Here is a 21949-nt window from a genome sequence, read left to right on the forward strand (position 1 = left end):
ACCGCCCTTCGTCAGGAATTCATCCTAATGGAATGCGGGCTTGTGCCGACTTTTCGAACTGGTGAACAGAAACACGCTATTTATTGGGGGCCAGATCTTTGGGCACTGGATAGGGTACAATTGAACTAAACCGCTTTAGTAGAGATGCGAAGCGGACCTGCGAGGAGGTTGTGAGGATGCAGCTGAAGATAGAACGCGTGCTTGACAAGTGCGATCGTGTCATGCGTCAACGCGTGCTACCGAAGATTGAGCGGCCTATGGGCCAGGTTCAAGTTCGCTCTTTCGTCATTTCCGGGGAACCGATAACGTCATCGGAGTTCTTTGAGAAAGTGCAAAGCGAGAGTGTAGACTTTCGGACTCTCTCCCTGGGGGATACCTGGGGCACGACCTGGGGGACCACATGGATGGAGGTGACCGGTCATGTCGATGCCGACTGGGCGGCCAGGGCCCCGATCGAGCTGGTGGTCGATCTGGGCTGGCATCCGGATGCGCCCGGCGGCCACTTTGAAGCCCTGGCCTATAGGAGTGATGGGTCGATTATCAAGGCCGTCAACCCCCGCAACCGCTGGATTCCGCTCGACGGCACTGATCTGGACGGGAATCCGACACGTGACGAGGCTTCGGTCATCAACCCGGATGGAACCTTTACCATTTATCTGGAAGCGGCCTGCAATCCGCTTCTGCTTGGCACCCCAGCATTCGTGGAGACGCAGCTGGGCGAGGGAACCACAGGTCGTGCCGATGAGCCCAATGTCCTCAAGCAGATGGATGTCTGTCATTTTGACCATGAGGCATGGAACTACTACATGGATCTTGAGGTCGCAGCCCAGCTGATTCGCGAGTGTGACCAGAGCCAGCCGCGGTACTGGCGTCTGGGCAAGGCCCTGCAGCGTTCGCTGAATATCTACGATGAACGTGACCTGGCCACACTCGGGCCGGCTCGACAGGCCCTGGCCGGTGTGCTGGCAGTGCCGGCGACCTCCAGCGCCTTGGATCATGCGGCAGTGGGTCATTCTCATATTGACTCCGCCTGGCTCTGGCCCAAGCGGGAGACCAGGCGCAAGGTTGCGCGGACTGTTTCGAACATGCTTGCACTAATGGAGCGCGATCCTCAATTCATCTATGCCATGAGCTCGCCCCAGCAGTATGCATGGCTGGAGGAGGATCATCCCGATCTCTTCGCTCGCGTCAAGCAACGCATCCAAGAAGGCAGGTTCATCCCTGTTGGAGGGATGTGGGTGGAGTCTGACGGCATGCTGCCTTCAGGGGAGTCGTTGACCCGCCAGTTCACCTATGGCAAGCGGTACTACCGCGAGCATCTGGGGGTAGACACGACTGTGGTCTGGGAGCCGGATAGCTTCGGCTATACGGGCCAGTTCCCGCAGATTGCCCGCCGTGCAGGAATGACTTCCTTCCTTTCGCAGAAGATTTCCTGGAATGATACGACCAAATTCCCACACCACACCTTTGACTGGCAGGGCATTGATGGCACGGCCATCTTCACGCATTTCCCTCCCATGGATACCTATGCCTCCAGCATGACGGCCCGGGAGCTCAATCACTCCGAAGAGAATTACCAGGACAAGGACATCTCGACCAGGGCCCTGGTCCTGTTCGGCTATGGCGATGGCGGCGGCGGCACTACCAGGGAGATGCTGGGGCGTTATGACCGTCTGCATGACGTTGAGGGGTCGGCCAAGGTGCGGTATCAGGCTCCTGCAGACTTCTTCCGCCAGTCAGAGGAGGAGATCCGCAAGGAGGCTGGTTCCGAGATGCCTGTCTGGAAGGGCGAGCTCTACCTGGAGCTGCACCGCAAGACCCTGACCTCCCAGCAGGATATGAAGCGGGGCTGCCGGCAGGAGGAGGCCATGCTGCGCACGGTCGAATACCTGTGCGCCTACGCCGGCTTGGTCGATGACTCATACACCTACCCCCGTCAGGAGCTGGACGAAATCTGGCGCACGCTTCTGCTCAACCAGTTCCATGACATTCTTCCGGGTTCCGCCATCTCTTGGGTACACAGGCTGGCCAGGGAAGACTACCGCAGGGACATCGCCCGTCTGGAACAGATCGGTGATGAGGCAGCCTGCGTCATAGCCTCCGCGCAGCCGCAGGCTCCTATGGTGTCCGATGCCAAGCTGGTACCCATGGATGGCAATGGTCAGGCGGCTTGGGAGGCAGTCGGGCCAGTCCATGCTCAGGAGGGTTCCGAGAGTATCAGACCTGTCCAGGTCAATCAAGAGGGCAATGAATTCGTTATCGACAATGGTCTTATCCGTGCCGTTGTCGCTTCAGACGGCGAAGTCCATTCCATTCTTGACAGGACCTCCGGCAGGGACCTGGTTCCGCAAGGCTCCTCGGTGGGCGGATACGAGCTCTTCAAGGACGAGCCCTACATGTGGGATGCCTGGGATCTGGAGCGCGATGCCCTGCTGACTGCTTCTCCAGTCGATGACCCAGTCACCATGGAGGCCTTGGATTCCGGTGTTCGGGTATCGCGTCGGCATGGCGAGACCACAATCGTGACCACGATCGGGCTGACCCCGGGCGGCAGGCAGCTGAACTTCACTGCTGACGTGGACTGGCGCCAGGATGAGCAGCTGCTCAAGGTGGACATTCCCGTCGCAGTTCAGGCCAGGTATGCGCAATTCGAGTGCCAGTATGGCTTCATCGACAGGCCCATTCAGAAGAACAACGCTGCTGAAGAGGCCCAGTTCGAGAGCTGCACGCACCGATTCGTCAGGATAAGCGATGACGACCTTGCCGTCGGTGTGGTCAACGCCTCGACATACGGCGGCGACACCACACCGATCCACTATGACGGGAAGGCCGGCAAGGAGGCGGGTACCCTGGTCAGACTGACCCTCCTGTCCGCTCCGGTCTTTCCCGATCCGCATACCGACAGGGGCAAGCACAGCTTTGCCTGGTCCATCGTCCCTGGGGACACTCAGGCTGACATCCTGCAAGCAGCCTATGCCCTCAACGCTCCGGTCTTCCATCATGGACTGCCTGGCGTTGAACCACTGGCTGGCGTTGAGGATATTCAGGGCACTACCGTCATCGACTGGGTCAAGACGGCTGATGACGACAGCGGCGATGTGATCGTCAGGGTCTACAATCCGGATTCTTCCCCCTCCAAGGCCAGGCTGCACACGGGGTCTGTCCTGCAGGGCGCGACCGTGAAGGAAACCAACTCCTTGGAGGACGGACCCGTGCCCGAGGGCGTGCGGCCAGGCCTGTGCTCCGAACAGGGTGCGCAAGCTGATGGGGCCTTGCTGGATCTGGTTCCCTTCCAGTTCACCACCTTGAGACTCTCCAGGCGCTGAATCGCCTGACCAAGGGTGTCTGTCCGGCTGGTTCGTTCGTTGATTTGGACCGGTCGGAAGCTCCACAAAGAAGTGAGTAATAAAAAGAAAGGAAGCTCCGATGAGAGCACTGAAGAAGGTAGCAGTATTGATCTGCGCGACTGCCATGGCGGGTTCTTTGGCGGCGTGCGGAGGAAGCAACAGCAGTTCAGGCGGGTCGAAAGACGGCAAGCCGTCAGGCGAGATTTCCTTCCAGACATGGAACCTGAAAAACGACAAGTACACTCCGTACTTCAAAAACCTGATTTCTGCCTACGAGAAGTCGCATCCCGGCACCACCATCAAATGGATCGATCAGCCCTCGGACAATTATGAGCAGAAGCTGTCCGCTGATGCAGCAGCCAACTCCCTGCCCGACATCATCGATGCGGGTCCCTCACTGATGTATGGCCTGGCCAAGGCCGGGGCCCTGATGAACATCAGCAAGGAAGCTCCCAAGGCTGAAAACAACTATTACAAGAATGCCTGGAATGCAGTGACCTTCAAGGGCAAGGACATCGAGGAGGGAGCCTACGGCTTCCCCTGGTATGTCAACGATGGACCGACCTATTACAACACTGATCTCATGCAGAAGTGCGGACTGGACCCCAGCAAGCTGCCCGTGACCTGGGACGACTACTTCTCCCAGGCGGACACCATGGTCAATAGCGGCTGCGGGGCCTACATGTCCACCATGCTGGGCGGCTCCGTCGATGACTATGCATCGGCCGGCATCCCCATCATGAACAAGGACCACACCAAGTACATCTTCAATTCCCCCGAGGCCGTCAAGCATCTGCAGCGCTTCGTCGACCTGTACAACAAGAAGGGAATCCCGCCGGAGGCTCTGAGCGCACAGTGGTCTCAGCAGGGCGAGTTCTTCCAGAAGGGTTCCATCGTGGCCATGGGCGGCAGCGCCTACTCGGCGGCGGACTTCAAGCAGAACTCTCCTGACCTGTACAAGCATCTGGCTGTGGGCACCAAGATCAGCGATCAGGGCAAGTCCGCCAGCCTGGCCTATGAGATGCTGGCCGTCAATGCCCAGACCAAGAACAAAACGCTCGCTCTGGACTTCGTACAGTATGTGACCAATGCCAAGAACCAGCTGGCATTCGCCAAGAAGTCCAACACCTTCCCCTCGAGCAAGGGCGGTCTTGACGATCCTTACTATGCCAACATCGATACCAGCGATGTTCAAGGCAAGGCCCTGAAGATCACTCTGAACTCCGTGAAGAACGGGTATTCAAGCCGTCCTGCCGAGTTCACCGATGCCAATGGCCACGACTACCTGCAACAGCAGGCCGCTCTGGCCCTGCAGGGCAAGCAGACCGCGAAAGAGTCCTTGGACAAGGCCGTTAAGTACGCCAACGAGAAGCTGCAGTAACTATGAGCCGCGCTGACTCTTCCGCCATCCGGCCGAAGGCTTCTGCCCTCGGCCGTCGCGGCGGACCCCAGGCCGGGGTCAAAGACGGTAAGGGGACTCACTGGACCACGGCCTTGGCCCCTTACTTGTTTGTCTTCCCGGCCTTCGCCATCGTCTTCATCTTCGTCATCGTCGCTGCGCTGAATACCTGCCGACTGGCCTTCACTGATTCCACCCTGCTGCGACCGGGCAAGTTCGTAGGCATCCAGAACTTTGTAAAGATCGTGCATGACGACTATTTCTGGATCGCGCTGCTCAACTCCACCCTTTATGTGGTGTGCGTGGTCCCCTTTATGGTGATCCTTCCCCTGATACTGGCCAACCTGGTCAAGGGGAACTCCAGGATCATGGGGTTCTTCAGGACCTCCTTCTACACTCCCGTGGTCATGTCGGCTGTGGTGGTGGGAATGATCTGGACCAACCTGCTGGATCCCAAGGGGCTGGTCAACTCGGTTCTGGAGTCCTTGCACATCATTCGCAGCCCGATCCCATTCCTCAGTGATCGCTGGCTGATACTGTTCACATCCATGTTCGTTACCATCTGGCTGGGCCTGGGATACTACATGGTCATCTACCTGACCGCCCTGGCCAACATCGACGCCTCTCTCTACGAGGCCGCCTCGCTGGATGGGGCAGGACCGGTGAGGCAATTTCTCTATGTCACCATCCCAGGAGTGAGATCCACCATCGTGCTGATCATGATGCTGTCCACTATCGCGGCCTTCCGCGTGTTCAACGAGATTTACGTGCTCACCAACGGCACGGCTGGTCCCGGCGGCGAGGACATCACCATGTCCATGCTCATCCAGAAAGAGGGCACGGGCATTCAGGCCAGAACGGGCTATGCCAGCGCTCTGTCACTGATTGTGCTGGTTGTGGTCGGAGCCATGCTGATTTTGCAGCAGATTATCCAGAAGCGGGGGGAGGACTCATGAAAAACGGCCACTCCAAAGTCACTGTTGGCAAGGTTATTCAGTACCTGGTGCTCATACTGGTCTTCATCCTGCTGGTGGGGCCTTTCGTCTGGGAGCTCTCGCTCTCCTTCAAGGGCAAGGGCGACAATGTCTATGCGGTTCCGCCCTATATCATTCCGAAGACGCCCACCTGGGATAATTACATATCCGTCTTCAGACAGGTCCCGGTCTTCCGGTACATGCTGAACACGGTAATCGTCGCCATCCTTTCTATCGGTGGCAACGTCATCTTCTCGACCATGGCCGGATATGCGCTGGGCCGGCTCAAGTGGCGCGGGCGCAACCTGCTCTTCACGATTTTCATGGGCACCATGGTCATCCCCGTCGAGGGTGTGGTCATCTCCCAGTTCCTCATCGTCAGAAGCGTCGGTCTGCAGAACACCCTGTTGGCTGTCGCCCTGCCAGGCATGGTGGGCGCCGTCAACATTCTGCTTATGACCAATGCCTTCAAGGGCATCCCGGATGAGCTTGAGGAGGCGGCCGAGGTGGATGGCGCCAATCTTTGGCAGCGGTTCTACCGGATCTGCGTGCCTCAAGTCAAAGGCACCATGACCGTCGTCGGCATTTTCGCCTTCGTGGGCGCTTGGAATGATTTCCTCTGGCCCCTGATCGTCATCTCCGACGAGTCCAACTACACGCTCACACTGGGCATGAACCGGCTTAAGGGCATGTTCGTTTCGGATCCGAGATTGATAGCAGCGGGGGCCCTGGTCTCCCTGATACCGATCCTGGTCTTCTTCGCCTGCTTCCAACGCTACTTCTTCCGTGGTCTGGAACAGGGTGGCATCAAGGAATAGCATCATTATGAAATTTGGAGTCAATTACACCCCTTCCCACAACTGGTTCTATTTCTGGTTGCATCCGGATTGGGATACCGTCGCCAAAGACCTCGATGACATTGCTTCCATTGGGCTGGACCATATCCGCATCTTCCCGCTGTGGACGATCCTCCAGCCCAACAGAACCTGGATCAACGATGTCGCTTTGGACGACCTGAGGCATATGGCCGCCATGGCGAATGAGCGAGGACTGGATGTCTACTCGGATGTGATCCAAGGGCACATGTCCAGTTTTGACTTCGTGCCCTCCTGGCTGGTCTCATGGCATGAAACCAATATGTTCACGGATGCGGACGCAGTTCAGGCGCAGGCCCAGCTGGTCACTTCGGTATATGAGGCTCTGGCGGACCTGCCGCATTTCCGCGGTCTGACCCTCGGAAACGAATGCAACCAGTTCACCGACCGTGTCCATCCGCGCCGAATGCCCTCTACTTTCAAGGAGGCTGAGGACTGGCTGCTGCAGCTGCTGACCCCACTGAAGGAGAGAGCAGCCCAGGAAGGCCGCGTGCTCCTGCATTCCGAAAACGATGCGACCTGGTATCAGGATGGTCACGCCTTCCTCCCTCGATATGCGTCCAACATCGGAGACATGACCTGTATTCATTCCTGGGTTTTCAACGGAGCCGCCCAGGAGCGCGGTCCCCTGGCCGAGGAGAGCACGCGTCATGCCGAGTACCTGGTGGAACTGTCGAAGGCCTTTGCCAATCAGCCCCATCGGCAAGTTTGGCTGCAGGAGATAGGTGCCCCGCTCAATGTAATGGGTGCAGAGCAGGCCGCTGACTTTTGCAGGTCTTCAGTGGAGCATGCTCTCGATTGCAGCGACATGTTCGGCATCACTTGGTGGTGCTCGCATGACGTCGATCAGCAATTCGGCGATTTTCCTCCCTTTGAGCATCATCTGGGTCTGTTCGATCAAGAGAAGCACCTCAAGCCCATAGGCCAGGCCTTCGCCCAGGCGGTGAAGGACTACTCCGGCAAGGAGGATTCTCGGCCCAGGTCCACGGCTCTGGTCGTAGATGTGGACGAGCACGATGATCCCTTGCTCAGATCTGCCTGCGCGCCTGGCGGGTCCATCTTCGACAAGTGGATGGAACTCAGCCGTCAAGGAGCAAGGCCGACGCTGGTCACCTCCCTGCATGCGGCTGATAGCAGCTGGCTGGATGACAGGGGCATCAGTGAGTGCATCGCCGTCAAATCTGTCGGCGGAAGCTCCTACAGCGCCGTATCCGACTCCTCCCTCCTGCGGAAAAAGTCCTGACTGCTGCATACCCGGCTTCTGGATTCGGCTCCAGCTTTTGTCCGAGGCTAAAATGTGAGCGATAACAAGCTCTTCGGCCTCAGACGAGGTTGTCGGCCATGTTTTGTGCTGATGAGGGTCTAAGTTAGGGTTGGAGGCCGATATTCGTGTGCGCCTGAAGCGTGTGCAGGCAGTCTGGTTTGCTGAGTCGGCCGAGCCGGATCACGGGTGTCGACGAGGATGGTTGATATGAGGTGGCGCATGGACGGCGAGTCCGATGGCGGAGAAACAGAAGCCAGAACGGGCTCGCCCGTTCATAGGGAGATGGACGATGCCAGGGTCAACCTCAAGGACATAGCCAACGAACTAGGGATATCCCAGACCGCGGTCTCATTCGCCATCAACGACAAGCCCGGAGTCTCCATCCAGACCAAGCGCAGAGTTCGCGAAGCGGCTGCCAGAATGGGTTGGAAACCCGCATATGCCGCCCAGGCCCTGGGCAGTTCCAAGACCATGACAGTGGGCTTCGCTCCGGCCAGGTCCATGGATGCCTTCCAGACCGAAGGCTTCATGTTGCATTTCATGGCCGGTATCCATGCCTCCCTGAGCCGGTCGGGCTACGGCCTGCTCTTCCGCCCCTGCGCCACGCTGGATGAGGAGCTGGACACCTACAGGGACTGGGCCAGACGCAAGCGGGTCGATGGGGTGGTGCTGGTGGACCTTCTCTCTGATGATCCCAGGCCCCGGCTCCTGCATAATCTGGATTTGCCGGCTGTATTGGCCGGGGGGCCGGACTCGGACAACTACCTGCCTTCGCTGTCCATCGACGATTCCAGGACCATGACGACGATCATGGACCATCTGAGTTCGCGCGGGCATATCCGGATCGCTTACTTGTCGGGGGATGCAAACCTCGACTACAGCCGGGCCCGTGTCTCTTCTTTCCGGGAGTTTGTCCGTCGGAAGAACCTGGGGGAGCCGAAGGTGGAGTTCACGGACTTCACGCCTGATAGGGCAGCCGCCCTCACTCTTCGTCTCTCGTCAGGGGACAGTCCGTATACGGCTTTTATCTATGAGAACGAGATCATGGCTGCTGCCAGTCTGCGCGTAATGCTGGAAAACAGGATGATGTCCGCTACAGCGCCAGGGTCTGACAATAATATTGCGACTTCTAATTCGGCTTATACAAGTCTGCCAGCCATGGTCAGCTTCGAGGACAGCTTTATCTGTCAGAGCACTTATCCCTCCATCACGTCGGTCCATCGTGATGCCGGGCTCTATGGCACCAAGGTGGCCAACCTGCTTCTGAAGATCTTCCGGGGGGAGCAGGTGGGGGGCAACCGCCGAATTCTGACCCCCAAGCTGGTCATTCGCGAGAGCACGGCGCGTCGGATGCGATGAAACCCGCGACAACCGCCGGGAATTGCGTGCCATGGCACCGGTATCATGGTCGCATGTGAGCGTAAACAGTCATACCTGTGGAACGTCTGCTGCCAAGGCCACCAAGGAGGATGGAATCGTCATGTTCATACCACGCTATTACGAGGATCCAGCCACGCTGCATGTGGGGACCGAGCCGAATCGTGCCTATTGCATGCCAGCCGGCGCCCCCATGGACACGCGTGGTGACCTGCGCAGGCGCTCCGACCGCTACCTGGACCTGGATGGGGACTGGGATTTTCGCTATTATGCCAGCCTCGACCAGTTGGACGCCGAGGTGCAGTCCGCCACCGAGGCCAAGGATCCGGTCTTCTTCGAAGCCGACTACAGCCCTTCCAGGGATGCAGGCCGAGGGGTGTACAAGCCCATCCATGTGCCAGGAGTCTGGCAGACCCAGGGCTATGACAACCCCCAATACACCAACCTGCGTTATCCCTTCCCTTTCGATCCGCCCAGGGTGCCTGCCGACAATCCCTGCGGCATCTACTTGCGCGCCTTCGACTACGAGCCCGATCCCACAGCGCCCCGGGCCCTGCTCAATTTCGAAGGGGTGGATTCCTGCTTCTACCTCTGGGTCAATGGGGATCTGATCGGCTACAGCCAGGTCTCGCACGCCACCAGCGAGTTCGATGTGACCGACCACCTGCGGCAGGGCCGCAACCAGCTGGCCGTTCTGGTGCTCAAGTGGTGCGATGGCAGCTATCTGGAGGACCAGGACAAGTTCCGCATGAGCGGCATCTTCCGCGATGTCTACATCCTGCGTCGGCCCAAGGCACGTCTGCGCGACTGGTTCGTCCACACCGACCTGGACGAGGGGATGGGTCATGCCAGTGTGACCCTGGATCTTGATCCGACTGGCGTAAGGGACCGGGACGATGCCGCCCTTGACGTCCAGGCTCTGCTGACCGACCCCGATGGGGTGGAGGTGGCCAGGGCCGAGCTGACAGGTTGCAAGGAGCCTGCGCAATTTGTCCTGGAAGTTAGCCATCCTCGCTTCTGGAATGCCGAGGACCCTGAACTTTACCGGCTTACCTTGTCGACCAGATCCAGTTCTACTGGGGAGCATCCCGACGAGGTCATCACCGAGTACATCGGCCTGCGAACCATCAGCGTGGACGGCCAGGTGGTCAAGGTCAACGGCAGGCCTGTCAAGATCCACGGGGTCAACCGGCATGACGGGGATCCGCGTACCGGCTTCGCCATCGACCAGCAGCAGATCATGCGTGACCTGACCCTGATGAAGGCGCACAACGTCAACGCCATCCGCACCTCCCATTACCCCAACAGTCCCCAGTATTACGCTCTCTACGACCAGCTGGGCTTCTATCTGATCGCCGAGGCCGACCTGGAGGCCCATGGCATCGAGGCCCTCTACCACGGTCCGGGCTGGAAGGAGCCAGATTACTGGAATGGTCGTATAGCCGACGAGCCGCGTTTCACCAAGGCCATTGTCGACCGGGTCCAGCGCAGTCTGGAGCGGGACAAGAACCACCCCTCCATCCTGATTTGGTCCATGGGCAACGAAAGCGGATACGGCTGCGGCATCGAGGCGGCTCTGGCCTGGACCAAATCTCGGGATCCCTCCCGTCTGACCCACTACGAGTCGGCCATCCACGGCTCGCCCCGTAAGGACTTGGACTACAGCAATCTGGACATCACCTCGCGGATGTATCCCAGCATCAAGCAAATCGAGGATTACTTCACGCCGGAGGGTCCTCACGGCATCAGCAGCCACGGGGATGACGGTGACGGGGGCCGTCGGCCTTACTTCCTCTGCGAATACTGTCATGCCATGGGGCTGGGCCCAGGGGATCTGGAGGACTACTTCCGAGTCTTCCAGGCTCATCCGGGACTTCTGGGCGGTTGCATCTGGGAGTGGGCCGACCACGCCATCGACCAGGGCAGGGACCGCAGGGGCCGTCGGATCTATGCCTACGGGGGAGACCACGGCGAGTACCCCCATGATGCCAACTTCTGCATGGACGGCCTGGTCTACCCCGACCGGCGGCCCCACACCGGCCTTAGGGAATTCAAGAACGTCTTCCGACCGGCCCGTCTGGTCGGCTACGATCCCCAGACCCGTCTGCTCACCCTGCATAATTATTTGGACTTCACTTACCTGGACGAATACCTGAGCCTGAAGTGGATCCTCCTGTGTGATGGAGAGCCGGTGGCTTCCGGGATGCCCGAACTGGATCGGGGGACCGGCCTGCATATCGCCCCCCATGCCGAGGGCACCGTGGGTCTGCCCGCCATGGATCCCCCTGAGAAGGGCCGTCTTACCCTGCTTGTGGAGTACACCCTGGCCAAGGCCGATCCAGTGCTTCCCCAAGGGCATCCGCTGGGCTTTGATCAGCTTGAAGCTGCGGACATGGGGTTGCCTGAACGCCCTAACGGCGTGGCCAGGCTCATCAGTGCCGACCCCGGCAGCGGATCCCGGGGCGCCCATCGGCCGGTGGTCAGGCGGACTGATGCCCGTTTCAATGTGGAGGGAGCCGACTGGCGCTACGTCTTCAACCGCCGTACCGGCATGGTGGAATCCATGAGCATCGACAACCGTTCCCTGTTGACCGCCCCTATGGAGGTCAACCTCTGGCGGGCGCCCACCGACAACGATGCCACCATCAAGGAGGAATGGCGCAAGGCCGAATACGACCGGGCTAGTACCCGAGCCCTATCCTGCCAGCTGCAGACCGACCAGGGCAGGGGATTGACCACGATCAGAGCCGAGCTGTCCCTGGTGGCGCCCTTCATTCAGCCCATGGGCAGCATTCTCGCCACCTGGACCCTGAGCGACCAGGGTGGGCTGGATCTTAAGATGGAGCTGCATCGGGATCCCGAGTTCCCCTATCTGCCCAGGTTCGGCCTTCGACTCTTCCTGCCCAAGAGTCTGCAGCGGGTCACCTACTGCGGCTATGGGCCCTACGAGAGCTACCGGGACATGCACCGTGCCAGCCACTATGGCGTTTTCCATAACACCGCGTCAGGCATGGTCGAGCACTACCTGCGTCCTCAGGAGAACGGCTCCCATTATGGCTGCGACTACGTCCTGGTGGAGGATGACCGCTCCCTGCTGCAGACGGCGGGGGATGGGCCCATCAGCTTCAACTGCTCTCCTTACACGCAGGAGGAGCTGACTGTCAAGGGGCACGACCATGAGTTGGAGGAATGCGGCTCGACCGTGCTCTGCCTGGACTATGCCACAAGCGGCATAGGTTCCAACAGCTGCGGACCCGAGCTGGATCCCGCCTACCGCCTGGATGAAACCGATCTGGTCTTCGGACTGCATCTGCGGGTCCGTTCCAAGTGACCCAGGCTGGCGGGGCCTTTCATCCCCGCCAATGCAGGTACTGCTGGTAAACCTGCTCGCAGGGTGCGCCCGTCAGTGTGGTCTCGATGTCCACAGACCAGGATGGAGGTTCCTCTTCTCCTGTCAGAGTCCAGGCTGCCTGGCGGGCCGCACCGATGGCCACGTACTCGTCCGGCCGGGGCAGCTGCACATCCATGCCTAGGATTCTCGGGGCATAGGCTCTGACCGCTGGGGACTTGGCACCGCCGCCGACCAAAAGGATCCTGGCGACCGTGGTGCCCAGCCGTTTCAACAGCTCCAGGCAGTCACGCTGGGAGCAGAGCAGGCCCTCCACGAATGCTCTGGCCAGGTTGGTGCGGGTTGTGTTGGCCAGGGTCAGTCCCTCCAGCCTGGCGTGGGCATCAGGGCGGTTCGGGGTGCGTTCGCCGTCGAAGTAGGGGATCAGGGTGATGCCCTCGGCTCCCGGCGAGGACTTCTCCGCCAGCTCCGCCAGACCGTCATAATCAGTTCCCAAGGCGGCTGAGCCTGCATCCAGGATGCGTGATGCGTTGATGGTGCAGGCCAGGGACAGCCAGTGGCCGGTGGCATCAGCGAATCCGGTTACCGAGGCGCTCATGTCGTAGGCGGGGACCGGGCTGACCGCAGCAGCGACCCCCGAGGTTCCCAGGGAGATGGATACGTCGCCCACCTGCATGGCCAGTCCCAGCGCAGTCATGGCGTTGTCTCCGCCGCCTGGCGCGATGATGCAGCCTCCGGGCACATCCCTGCCGGCGATGCGGGGGTCGGCCTTGGCTCCGACCTGGTGGGGGCCAAGAACCTTAGGTAGGATCACATGCTCGGCCATGCCGTCGGGTAGGGCCATGGCCAGCAGGTCACGCCGGTAGCGGTCGGCAGCGGGGTCATAGTAGCCGGTGCCGGAAGCATCAGAGCGATCAGTGAAGAGGTCCTCCAGCCCGGGTTCAGTCTCGGGGTCGGCAGCAGGGCCGTGGCCGGCGATGACCCAGCTCAGCCAGTCGTGGGGGAGGCAGATAGCCGAGATAGCCTTTGCATTATCCGGCTCCACCCGGCTGATCCAGGCTACTTTGGTGATGGTCAACGAGGCTACGGGGGAGGAACCCACAGCCCGCACCCAGGCTTGTTTGCCCCGCATGACCAGGTCCTGGTCTGAATCCGGGTTCTTGTTTGGCCCATTGTTTTCCGCACGAGCGCTTTCAGCCTCGCCGGTCTTGGATTTGGCTAGCCGGATGATGAGATCGTCGGCATCAGGAGCCGAACGCGTATCGTTCCAGAGCAGGGCATCCCTGATTACCTGCCCCTGGCGGTCCAGCAGCACCATGCCGTGCTGCTGGCCGCCCACGCTGATGGCCGAGACATCGTCCAGACCTCCCGCCTGCCTCGCAGCCTCCTGAAAGGCCTTCCACCAGGCCATGGGATCAACGCATGTGCCTGCCGGATGGGGAGCCTTGCCAAAGCGGACTAGCCGACCAGTCTGAGCCTCGGTGACCCTCACCTTGCAGGACTGGGTCGATGTGTCCACTCCCGCCACCAGGATCTCATTCATGTCAGCCTCCTTGCCTGATCAATATCATTAATTCATCATACTAATGCGTCTTCATGAAAAGCTAAGTTCAGGATGATCAGCGGCTAGCGCCTCTTTGAATGCTTCAAATAGTCAAATCAATAAACTTTGTGCTAATATGTGTGCCGGAAGAGATTCGGCTTGCCGAGGGGGACAAGTCGGAGGCACCCCTTCAACGAAGAAAGGAACCACAATGAACAATTGGAAACGAGCGGTTTGTGCGCTGGCCGGGATTGTCATGCTCGCGTCCGCAGGCGCCTGCGGAGGCTCCAGAGGCGCGACTGCGGGGGGGGGGGGGGCATAAAAGCCAAAAACCCCTCGGATGTGACTGTCGGGATCTCGATGCCGGAACAACAGCTGGAACGCTGGCGTCTCGACGGCGATAACCTCAAAAAACGGCTTGAGAGCAAGGGCTACAAGGTCCTCCTGCAATTTGCTGACAATAAGACGGATCTGCAGGCTTCCCAGATTCAGAATATGGCCAATCAGGGAGCTGATTTCGTTGTCATCGCTTCCATTGATGGCACGGCGGTAGGGCCGGCCGCGGAGGCAGCCAAATCAAACGGCGCTACGGTGATTGCCTACGATCGACTGATCATGAACACCGATGCTTGTGACTACTACTCAACCTTCAACATCACTGAGGTGGGCAAACTCCAAGGACAGTACATTGTTAAGAAGCTCGGTCTGGACAGCGGCAAAAAAGGGCCGTTCAATATCGAGCTGATGACGGGCTCGCCTACCGACAACAACGCCAAATACTACTTCCAGGGATCCTGGTCGGTCCTCGAGCCCTATTTTAAAAACAGGTCATTGGTGTCCCCGTCTGGTCGAGTTCCCAAGAATATGGAGGATTGGCAGAGCATCGGCATACAGAATTGGGATCGCCAAAACGCGCAGAGCGAGATGGAAAACCGTATCAATTCCTATTACAACAGCGGAAGACATCTTGATGCCGTTCTCGCCCCCAATGATGCAATTGCCATGGGCACTGTAAACGCTGTAGACGCAGCCGGCTGGAACTACTATCCGATCATTACCGGCCAGGATGCCGAAAAGGCCAATGTGGCCAATATCGTTGCCGGAAAACAGACAATGACAGTCTATAAGGACACCCGTAAGCTGGCTGATTCCACTGCTGCTCTGATCGAGAAACTGGTCAAGGGGCAGAAGCCCAAGACCAACGACACATTCAACAACAACAATAAGGATGTGCCTTCGGTTCTGCTGAAGCCGGTCTCTGTTGACAAGGACAACGTCAAGAAGGAACTGGTTGACAGTGGGTACATCTCTGCTGCCGACGCAGGACTGTGACGAAACGTTATAGGGCATTCGCCAAAGTTCAATGAGTGCGGATGCCCTTCAATTCAGAAGGCACCAATGACATCATCACAAAACATGATTTTGGAAATGCGGGACATTGTGAAGTCCTTCGGTCCGGTCACGGCATTGGACCATGTCAATATCAAGGTCCAACAGGGTCAGATCTTCTCCATCTGCGGTGAGAATGGGGCTGGTAAATCCACCCTCATGAACGTTCTGTCGGGAGTCTACCCGTATGGGTCATATTCGGGGAGCATAATCTACCAGGGCAAACCCTGCAGGTTCTCCAGCATACGAGATTCGGAGCGCGAGGGAATCGTCATCATCCACCAGGAGCTGGCACTCGAGCCCTACATGACGATTGCTCAGAATATCTTTCTGGGCAACCCCATCACCAAGGGAATCTTCATCCAGGATGATCAGCAACGCCGGAAGGCCAAGGATGTCATGTCCCTGGTCGGTTTGGACGAGGATCCAGATACCCTGGTCTCCAACCTGGGCGTTGGCAAGCAACAACTGGTGGAGATCGCCAAAGCGCTCAGCAAGAACGTTCATTTGCTTATTTTGGACGAACCCACAGCCGCGCTCAACGATGAGGATTCTTTCCATCTGCTGGATTTGATCGACCGGCTTCGCAGGGAACGTGGCATAACTGCCATCATCATCTCGCACAAACTCAACGAAATTGCGGCGTCAGCGGATGTCGTCCAGGTGATCAGGGACGGGAGAACCATCAGCGATTGCCGGGTTGATAAGAAGCACCCGCTGGACATGGATGCCTTGATCCGCGATATGGTCGGCAGACCAATGACCAATCGTTATCCGGTGCACGAATCGCAGATCGGCAAGGAGATGTTCCGTGTGGAGCATTGGAGAGTCCACCATCCACAAGATTCCAACCGCTTGGTGGCCAAGGAAGTCAGCTTCAACCTGCGCGCAGGCGAAATAGTGGGCATGGCTGGGCTGATTGGGGCCGGAAGGACCGAAACCGCTATGAGCATCTTCGGTCACCAGTACGGCGTCGGGGCTAGCGGCGACATATACATGGAAGGTAAGAGAATTTCCCTGCCCGATGTGCGCTCGGCCATTGACGCGGGTCTGGCTTACGCCACTGAAGAAAGGAAAGAGTACGGCCTGAACCTGATCGCGTCCATACGAGAGAACACCTCGATGGCTAACCTCGGACACCTGTCTCACCACGGTGTCTTGGATCTCGACCGCGAAAAACGGATTGCTGAGCAGTATCGGCGGGATTTCAGGACGAAAACTCCGAGCATAGAGATGCCGGCGAGCAGCCTGTCCGGAGGCAATCAGCAGAAGGTGGTGCTTTCCAAGTGGGTATCCACTGAGCCCAAAGTGCTCATGCTGGACGAGCCGACCCGCGGCATCGACGTGGGTGCCAAATACGAGATATACGAGATCATAGACCGGCTGGCAGATGCCGGTTCGGCCATTCTGGTCATATCCTCCGAGTTGCCTGAGCTCCTGGGTATCTGTGACCGAATCTACACGATGAGTCAAGGGATCATCACGGCATGTCTGGACGCCCATGCCACCGACCAAGAGGAGCTGATGCGGTACATGACGTCTGAGATCCCTTGCAGTGAGGAAGCGGTGTTCGCATGAGCATCAAGGAAGGAAAAACAACAATGAAGCAGTCGGTCGCTGATGCGCCCAATGACAGCGGGACTCCGCAGGTGGCCACGCTTAAGGCCACCTTGCTGGGCAATGCACGACAATATGGAATCTATCTGGCTCTGGTAGTGGTCATCGCTATCTTCGAAGTGCTGACTGGGGGGCGTCTGCTCTTCCCCAACAATTTCGTTGCCCTTTTCCAGCAGAATGCCTATGTGCTCATTCTGGCCATCGGCATGCTTATGGTGATCATCGGTACGCATATCGATCTGTCTGTGGGCTCCGTGGTGGCTTTCATCGGCGGCATGGGCGCTTTCATGATGAAGAACTGGGGTTTGAACTGGTTTCTGGCTATTGCGCTCATGCTTGCGCTCGGGCTCATTGTGGGTATCTGGCAGGGCTTCTGGGTGGCCTACGTTGGCGTACCAGCCTTTGTCACGACCCTTGGTGGAATGCTGGTTTTCCGCGGTCTTGCAACTGTGATCGCCGGTGAGTCCATTCCCCTTCGCTCTCGTGAGTTCCGTGCCATCTCCAAGGATTTTCTGCCCAACATCTTCGGGTTCTGGTTTGGTTTGGATGTGCTGACCTTGGTCGTTGGGGCAGTGGTCATAGTCTTGGTCATCGTAATGCAGATTCGTCGCCGGTCACATGCAATCCGGGTCGGTCTGCAGGCTGAGCCAAAGAGCTGGGTGATCATCAAGTGTGTGCTGGCCACCGCAGTCATTGGGTTTGTAACCTATCTGCTGGCTTCATCCGGAAACCAGACTCAGGGCGGCATACCCATCGTGCTGGTCATCATCGCTGTGCTGGTGGGCATTTACTGGTTCGTTCTCAATCGAATGGTGCTGGGACGCGATATATATGCGGTCGGCGGCAATAGAAAGGCTGCCGTGCTTTCGGGCATCGATACACACAAGGTCGATTTCAAAATATTCCTCAACATGGGGCTGCTTGCCGCCATCGCCGCCATCATCACTCTGTCCCGACTGGCTTCGGCTACGGCCCAGACCGGTATGGAGTTTGAAATGGACGCCATTGCCGCCTGCTTCATAGGTGGTGCGGCTGTGGCTGGTGGCGTAGGTACCATCCCCGGTGCCATGGTAGGCGCACTGATCATGGGTGTGCTCAACCAGGGACTGTCGATCATGGGCGCGGATGCCGCCATTGTGAAGATCATCAAGGGTCTGGTTGTGATTATTGCCGTAGCATACGATTTGATCAGCAAACGCCATAAGAAGTAATTGCTGACCTGTTTGCGCCCCGCCTTCTGCAGAGGGCGGGGCCTTGCTTAAAGCTCGCCATTGATATTCCTCCCCGGCTTTTGCGTGCTCATCCGCGGGGGGGGGGGCGGTTAACTTTGCGGATTTTGGCAGGTTCATGTGTGATACTGAAAGGTGGTTTCTGACATGTAGGGCGGTTTTGCCGCCCGGATTTGGAAGGATGATTTCCGTGACTGCCCTGCGCTCCATCAATCAGGATGATCTGAGGAACCACAACCTCTCGGTCATCGTTGACACCATTCTGCGGTCGCCTACCTCGCTCAGCAGGGCGGATCTGGCCAAGGCCACGGGGCTGACCAAGGCCACCATGTCGCTCCTGGCCGGGCTGCTGCTCAGGAATCGGGTAGTACACGAGGAAGAACCTGAGACTTCGCAGAGCAGCCATGGCCGACCAAGCACCCCGCTGTCTATCGCACACGGACACTGGGCCGGCCTGGGCCTACAGATCAACACTGATGGCTACGGATGTCTGGCCATGGATCTGGATGGCACCCTGATCGATTCGGCCTGGGTCAAAGATGATATGCATGAGGCGGAACCCGATCGGGTCTTCTCTGACCTAGAGAAGCTGGCCAAGCCCATCGAACGCAAGCTGTCCCGTCGGCACTACCGTACAGTGGGTTCGGGTCTCGCCCTGCCTGGTCTGGTCGGCGGCGACACCACCCTGCTCATGGCCCGCAACCTGGGATGGGAACGTCTGGATCTGCAGGACTTTCCTCTGGTCCGTCGTCTAGCTCCCAGAGTGGGCAACGAGGCGCGTCTGGCAGCCCTTGCCCAGATTCCCGGCTACGCGGCCCAGCGTCCTGCGGGCGGACATGAGGGGCCGCTTTCGCCCACCGACTCCTTTATTTACATTTCCACTGACATCGGCATCGGCGGGGCTGTGGTGCGTCGCGGGGCCGTCGAGACCGGAGACCATGGGTTCGCCGGTGAATTGGGGCATGCCTCGGTGGATCTGAACGGCCCCACCTGCCGTTGCGGCCGCCGTGGGTGCTTGGAGACCTATGCCGGGCGCAGAGCTCTGGTCGAGGCGGCTGACATCGCCACGGGAGCTGAGGCGGTCACGCCCCAGGCCATGGAGGAACTCTACCTGCGCTGGCAGCAGGGCGATGCCAAGGCCGTCGATGCCATCGACCGTGGGCTCGATGCCATGATCTCGGTCATCGCCTCAGCCATCAATATTGTCGACGTGGATACGGTCATCCTAGGGGGATTCTGGTCACACTTCGGAGGGAACTTGGCCCAGCGTTTGCAGGATCGGCTCAATCAGCTGACCCTGGGCCGGGATGCCGTGGACATTCGGGTGCTCATCCCCACCCAGGCGGACTATCCGGCCCTCAAGGGAGCAGCCTTGGTAGGCCTGCGCCGCTTCATCGACGATCCGCTGGATTTCTTCGAGGATTGATGCGTCAAGGACTGAGCTGTCCAAGGGTGCAATGGCCGGCCTGAGACTAGTCGGAATTTGCGGGCAGCTCCCTGCCGCCAACCCTGAAGAGGGTGCGGGCGTCTCCGCCCTGCAGGCGTTCCAGATAGGTTCGAGCTCGAGCCATGCGTTCGACAGTGGTCTGGGTCAGCGGGGCTGGGAGTCGATCGGGGTCGAACCAGCCGACCGACAGGCTCTCTTCGTCACCCACAAAGGGGTCGGTGTTGCCGCTGGGGTCAGGCTGACAGATGAACAGATGATCCATGTACATGGTCCGGTCGCCGTTGGCATAGGTGATCACCTCTTGGGAGGATGTGACTGCCGCCAGGTCGGTGACGATCACATCCACCCCGGTCTCCTCCTTGACTTCGCGGACCACGGTGTCAGCTGGCTCTTCGCCCGGTTCGTTGATTCCGTAGACCAGGGCCCACTGGCCGGTGTCAGAACGTCGACCCAGAAGGAGCCGGCCCTGGTCATCGCTGACGAAGGCCGTCACACCGTTCAGCCAGAGCAGGTCATGACCTATGGACCGGCGCAGTTTGAGCACGAAGTCAGGGGTGGGCATACATCAGTCCCGGTCCGGGCCGGCAAGAGCAGCCCGCTGCTTCATCCAGGCCTCCACCTCTTCGACGGTCTTGGGGATGCTTGCAGACAGCCACTGGGGTCCCTGCTCGGTCATGAGCACGTCGTCCTCCACACGCACCCCGATGCCCCGGAACTCCGGGGGCACCAGCAGGTCGTTCTCCTTGAAGTAGAGTCCGGGTTCGATGGTGAAGATCATCCCGGGGGTGATGGAGGCGCCCTGATATGACTCGTATCGGGCTTCGGCGCAGTCATGCACGTCCAGACCCAGGTGATGGGCACAGCCGCAGGCGTGCCAGCGGCGGTGCTGCTGGCCCTGAGGGGAGAGGGACTCCTCCACGCTGACCTTGAGAATGCCCCACTCGTGCAGGGTCTGGGCCAGTACCCGCATGACAGCATGGTGGATGTCCGAGTAGGTGGCTCCGGGCCTAGCGGCTTCAAAGCCGGCCTGCTGGGCCTTGAGCACGGTCTGGTATATACGTTTCTGCAGGGGGCTGAAGGTGCCGCCTACGGGGAAAGTGCGAGTGATGTCGGCTGTGTAGAGGCTGTTGACCTCCACGCCCGCATCGATCAGGAGCAGGTCGCCCTTCTGGACTGTCCCGTCGTTGCGCATCCAGTGCAGGATGGGGGCATGCCTGCCCGAGGCGATGATGGACCCGTAGCCCACGTCATTGCCTTTCTCGCGGGCGTTGGCGTTGAAGACGCCCTCCAGCATCCGTTCGGAGCGGGGACGGCCCACCACCTGGGGCAAGTGGGTAAGAATTCGGTCGAACCCATCCTTGGTGGCGGCGATGGCCTTGCGCATCTCGCCCACCTCATAGTCGTCCTTGATCATGCGGGCCTCGGAGGTGAACTCTTCGAGCTTGTCGTCGGCTTCCTCATTGCGGTCCGGGCCGCCGATGCCATTGGCCTTGCGGGCTGCCTCCACCTGGTTCAGGACCTCCTGGTCGGCGGTGCGGATCACACGCAGCCTGACCGCTCCCTGGTCCGGCCCCAGATCCTTGGCAATGGCATCAGGGAAAGCGGCGATGTCCCTGGTGGGGATGCCGGTCATGATGGCCAGCTCCCGCAGTCCGGCTCGAGGACCCACCCAGTACTCCCCGTACTGAGAGGAACGGTAGTAGTCGCGGGTGGACTGATCGGCCCGGGGATGGACGAAGAGCTCAGGGGTGTGGGTCAGGCCTTTGGCGGCCTCCGGACTGTCGGGGTCCACTGGGTCCAGGACCAGGATGGCTCCTGGCTCATAGTCCTCGCCCAGGCCCGTGTAGTAGGCGAAGGTGGTGTCTGGGCGGAAGGCGTAGTCGTTATCGTTGTTTCGAGTCTTGTAGGATCCGGCAGGGATGACCAGTCGTTCGCCGGGGAAACGCCGGCCCAGCTCACGCAGGCGGCGTCCGGTGTATTTGCTGGACTCCAGCGGCTCTATCTGAGGCTCCTGGGCCTGCCAGCCGGTGGTCATGAACTCTTGGAAGGCGGGGGAGTTGGGGCGCAGGGTGCGGTTGTTCACTCGGTCTTCCATGTTCTGCTCATCCAGGTCCACATTCTTGGGATCGGTGTCTCCTT

At 59.3% G+C, this 21949-nt stretch carries 13 protein-coding genes and 1 pseudogene; 11 read left to right on the plus strand and 3 right to left on the minus strand.

Annotation, left to right across the window (positions count from 1 at the left end):
* Positions 1-176: 176 nt before the first annotated feature.
* From GYM67_RS03120 to GYM67_RS03150, 7 genes are all read left to right on the plus strand, one after another.
* Positions 177-3326 (plus strand): alpha-mannosidase, encoded by a 3150-nt coding sequence (locus GYM67_RS03120; RefSeq protein WP_220237083.1) that lies wholly within the window; start codon positions 177-179, stop codon positions 3324-3326.
* A 100-nt stretch (positions 3327-3426) separates the two neighbouring features.
* On the plus strand, positions 3427-4728 hold the full coding sequence (locus GYM67_RS03125; protein ID WP_220237084.1) for an ABC transporter substrate-binding protein: 1302 nt from the start codon (positions 3427-3429) through the stop codon (positions 4726-4728).
* Between the two features lie 2 nt (positions 4729-4730).
* Positions 4731-5702 (plus strand): carbohydrate ABC transporter permease, encoded by a 972-nt coding sequence (locus GYM67_RS03130; protein ID WP_220237085.1) that lies wholly within the window; start codon positions 4731-4733, stop codon positions 5700-5702.
* On the plus strand, positions 5699-6538 hold the full coding sequence (locus tag GYM67_RS03135; RefSeq protein WP_220237086.1) for a carbohydrate ABC transporter permease: 840 nt from the start codon (positions 5699-5701) through the stop codon (positions 6536-6538). The genes GYM67_RS03130 and GYM67_RS03135 overlap by 4 nt, the downstream gene beginning before the upstream one ends.
* A gap of 7 nt (positions 6539-6545) precedes the next feature.
* Entirely contained in the window at positions 6546-7838 is a 1293-nt protein-coding gene (locus tag GYM67_RS03140) for a glycoside hydrolase 5 family protein (RefSeq protein ID WP_220237087.1), read from the plus strand.
* Between the two features lie 303 nt (positions 7839-8141).
* Complete coding sequence (locus tag GYM67_RS03145) at positions 8142-9218, plus strand: LacI family DNA-binding transcriptional regulator (RefSeq protein ID WP_220237380.1); 1077 nt, start codon at positions 8142-8144, stop codon at positions 9216-9218.
* Positions 9219-9273: 55 nt separating this feature from the next.
* On the plus strand, positions 9274-12567 hold the full coding sequence (locus GYM67_RS03150; protein WP_396019997.1) for a glycoside hydrolase family 2 TIM barrel-domain containing protein: 3294 nt from the start codon (positions 9274-9276) through the stop codon (positions 12565-12567).
* A gap of 19 nt (positions 12568-12586) precedes the next feature.
* Here the strand turns inward: GYM67_RS03150 and GYM67_RS03155 are convergent, their stop codons facing one another.
* Positions 12587-14128, minus strand: coding sequence for a xylulokinase (locus GYM67_RS03155; RefSeq protein ID WP_220237088.1), 1542 nt, complete (start codon positions 14126-14128; stop codon positions 12587-12589).
* Positions 14129-14339: 211 nt separating this feature from the next.
* Here GYM67_RS03155 and GYM67_RS03160 point away from each other — a divergent pair.
* From GYM67_RS03160 to GYM67_RS03175, 4 genes and pseudogenes are all read left to right on the plus strand, one after another.
* Positions 14340-15460 (plus strand): annotated as a pseudogene (locus tag GYM67_RS03160) (substrate-binding domain-containing protein).
* Positions 15461-15526: 66 nt separating this feature from the next.
* Positions 15527-17095, plus strand: a complete 1569-nt coding sequence (locus tag GYM67_RS03165) for a sugar ABC transporter ATP-binding protein (RefSeq protein ID WP_220237090.1) — start codon at positions 15527-15529, stop codon at positions 17093-17095.
* A gap of 23 nt (positions 17096-17118) precedes the next feature.
* On the plus strand, positions 17119-18345 hold the full coding sequence (gene mmsB, locus GYM67_RS03170) for a multiple monosaccharide ABC transporter permease (protein WP_220237382.1): 1227 nt from the start codon (positions 17119-17121) through the stop codon (positions 18343-18345).
* A 208-nt stretch (positions 18346-18553) separates the two neighbouring features.
* Positions 18554-19789 (plus strand): ROK family protein, encoded by a 1236-nt coding sequence (locus GYM67_RS03175; RefSeq protein ID WP_220237383.1) that lies wholly within the window; start codon positions 18554-18556, stop codon positions 19787-19789.
* Positions 19790-19835: 46 nt separating this feature from the next.
* On the opposite strand, the gene GYM67_RS03180 is transcribed toward GYM67_RS03175, so the two are convergent.
* Positions 19836-20372 carry an NUDIX hydrolase gene (locus GYM67_RS03180; protein WP_220237091.1) on the minus strand — a complete coding sequence of 179 codons (537 nt, stop codon included), beginning with the start codon at positions 20370-20372 and terminating at the stop codon, positions 19836-19838.
* Positions 20373-20375: 3 nt separating this feature from the next.
* Positions 20376-21926: an aminopeptidase P family protein gene (locus GYM67_RS03185; RefSeq protein WP_258561594.1), complete on the minus strand. Its 1551-nt coding sequence runs from the start codon at positions 21924-21926 to the stop codon at positions 20376-20378.
* Between the last annotated feature and the right edge of the window lie 23 nt (positions 21927-21949).

The sequence above is a fragment of the Bifidobacterium asteroides genome, from assembly GCF_019469425.1.
Classification (GTDB): Bacteria; Actinomycetota; Actinomycetes; order Actinomycetales; family Bifidobacteriaceae; genus Bombiscardovia; species Bombiscardovia asteroides_I.

Bases quoted from the DNA above. Each gene is read 5' to 3' on its own strand.
- GYM67_RS03180 (WP_220237091.1), bottom strand. From the start codon at position 20,372: ATGCCCACCCCTGACTTCGTGCTCAAACTGCGCCGGTCCATAGGTCAT.
- GYM67_RS03145 (WP_220237380.1), top strand. From the start codon at position 8,142: ATGGACGATGCCAGGGTCAACCTCAAGGACATAGCCAACGAACTAGGG.
- GYM67_RS03120 (WP_220237083.1), top strand. From the start codon at position 177: ATGCAGCTGAAGATAGAACGCGTGCTTGACAAGTGCGATCGTGTCATG.
- GYM67_RS03165 (WP_220237090.1), top strand. From the start codon at position 15,527: ATGACATCATCACAAAACATGATTTTGGAAATGCGGGACATTGTGAAG.
- GYM67_RS03125 (WP_220237084.1), top strand. From the start codon at position 3,427: ATGAGAGCACTGAAGAAGGTAGCAGTATTGATCTGCGCGACTGCCATG.
- GYM67_RS03130 (WP_220237085.1), top strand. From the start codon at position 4,731: ATGAGCCGCGCTGACTCTTCCGCCATCCGGCCGAAGGCTTCTGCCCTC.
- mmsB (WP_220237382.1), top strand. From the start codon at position 17,119: ATGAAGCAGTCGGTCGCTGATGCGCCCAATGACAGCGGGACTCCGCAG.
- GYM67_RS03135 (WP_220237086.1), top strand. From the start codon at position 5,699: ATGAAAAACGGCCACTCCAAAGTCACTGTTGGCAAGGTTATTCAGTAC.
- GYM67_RS03155 (WP_220237088.1), bottom strand. From the start codon at position 14,128: ATGAATGAGATCCTGGTGGCGGGAGTGGACACATCGACCCAGTCCTGC.
- GYM67_RS03140 (WP_220237087.1), top strand. From the start codon at position 6,546: ATGAAATTTGGAGTCAATTACACCCCTTCCCACAACTGGTTCTATTTC.